Source organism: Staphylococcus sp. EG-SA-2 (assembly GCF_017152085.1).
Window position 1 is genome coordinate 1 of record NZ_JACYHC010000633.1, and the last position, 2,327, is coordinate 2,327.

Sequence of the window (2,327 nt, forward strand, 5' to 3'; positions counted from 1 at the left end):
TTCGAAAAATAATGCAAGTGCAGATTCCGAAAAAAACAATATGATAGAAACACCTCAATTAAATACAACGGCTAATGATACATCTGATATTAGTGCAAACACAAACAGTGCGAATGTAGATAGCACAGCAAAACCAATGTCTACACAAACGAGCAATACCACTACAACAGAGCCAGCTTCAACAAATGAAACACCTCAACTGACGGCAATTAAAGATCAAGCAACTGCTGCAAAAATGCAAGATCAAACTGTTCCTCAAGAAGCAAATTCTCAAGTAGATAATAAAACAACGAATGATGCTAATAGCATAGCGACAAACAGTGAGCTTAAAAATCCTCAAACATTAGATTTACCACAATCATCACCACAAACAATTTCCAATGCGCAAGGAACTAGTAAACCAAGTGTTAGAACGAGAGCTGTACGTAGTCTTGCAGTTGCTGAACCTGTAGTAAATGCTGCTGATGCTAAAGGTACAAATGTAAATGATAAAGTTACGGCAAAAGATTTTCAATTAGAAAAGACTACATTTGACCCTAACCAAAGTGGTAATACTTTTATGGCGGCAAACTTTACAGTGACTGGACAAGTGAAATCAGGGGATTATTTTACAGCGAAGTTACCAGATAGTGTAACTGGTAATGGAGACGTGGATTACTCTAATTCGAATAATACGATGCCAATTGCAGATATAGTAAACGATAAAAATGAAGTTGTAGCAAAAGCGACATATGATATTTTGACTAAGACATATACATTTGTCTTTACAGATTATGTAAATGATAAGCAAAATATTAATGGGAAATTTTCATTACCACTATTTACAGACAGAGCAAAGGCACCTAAATCAGGAACATATGATGCAAATATTAATATTGCGGATGAAATGTTTAATAATAAAATTACTTATAACTATAGTTCGCCAATTGCAGGAATTGATAAGCCAAATGGCGCGAACATTTCTTCTCAAATTATTGGTGTAGATACAGCTTCAGGTCAAAATACATACAAGCAAACGGTATTTGTTAACCCTAAGCAACGAGTTTTAGGTAATACGTGGGTGTATATTAAAGGTTACCAAGATAAAATCGAAGAAAGTAGCGGTAAAGTAAGTGCTACAGATACAAAACTGAGAATTTTTGAAGTGAATGATACATCTAAATTATCAGATAGCTACTATGCAGACCCAAATGACTCTAATCTTAAAGAAGTAACTGATCAATTTAAGGATAAAATCACTTATAAATACCAAAATGTAGCAAGTATTAATTTTGGTGATATAAATAAAACGTATGTCGTTTTAGTCGAAGGTCATTATGATAAAACAGGTAAAAACTTGAAAACGCAAGTCATTCAAGAAAATGTTGACCCAGCGACAGGTAAAGACTACAGTATTTTCGGTTGGAATAATGAGAATGTTGTACGTTATGGTGGTGGAAGTGCTGATGGTGATTCAGCAGTAAATCCGAAAGACCCAACTCCAGGGCCACCGGTTGACCCAGAACCAAGCCCAGACCCGGATCCGGATTCGGATTCAGACAGCGACTCAGGTTCAGATAGCGATTCGGATTCAGACAGCGATTCAGACTCAGACAGCGACTCAGGTTCAGATAGCGATTCGGATTCAGACAGCGACTCAGAATCAGACAGTGAGTCAGATTCAGATAGCGATTCAGAATCAGATAGCGACTCAGATTCAGATAGTGAGTCAGATTCAGACAGTGACTCGGACTCAGATAGCGATTCAGACTCAGACAGCGATTCAGACTCAGACAGCGACTCAGATTCAGATAGCGACTCAGACTCAGACAGCGATTCAGAATCAGATAGCGACTCAGATTCAGATAGTGAGTCAGATTCAGATAGTGACTCGGACTCAGATAGCGATTCAGACTCAGACAGCGATTCAGACTCAGACAGCGACTCAGACTCAGATAGCGACTCAGATTCAGATAGTGAGTCAGATTCAGACAGTGACTCAGACTCAGATAGCGATTCAGACTCAGACAGCGATTCAGATTCAGACAGCGATTCAGACTCAGACAGCGACTCAGACTCAGACAGCGACTCAGAATCAGATAGCGATTCAGACTCAGACAGCGATTCAGATTCAGATAGCGACTCAGACTCAGACAGCGATTCAGATAGCGACTCAGACTCAGACAGCGACTCAGAATCAGATAGCGATTCAGACTCAGACAGCGATTCAGATTCAGACAGCGACTCAGACTCGGATAGCGACTCGGATTCAGATAGTGACTCCGATTCAAGAGTTACACCACCAAATAATGAACAGAAAGCACCATCAAATCCTAAAGGTGAAGTAA

At 39.3% G+C, this 2,327-nt stretch carries 1 protein-coding gene; it reads left to right on the forward strand.

All coding sequences use genetic code 11. The annotated features are described in order from the left end of the window. Window positions 1-2,327: MSCRAMM family adhesin clumping factor ClfB (gene clfB / locus IDG60_RS11385; RefSeq protein ID WP_206160710.1), on the forward strand; the 2,327-nt coding region annotated here is incomplete at both ends.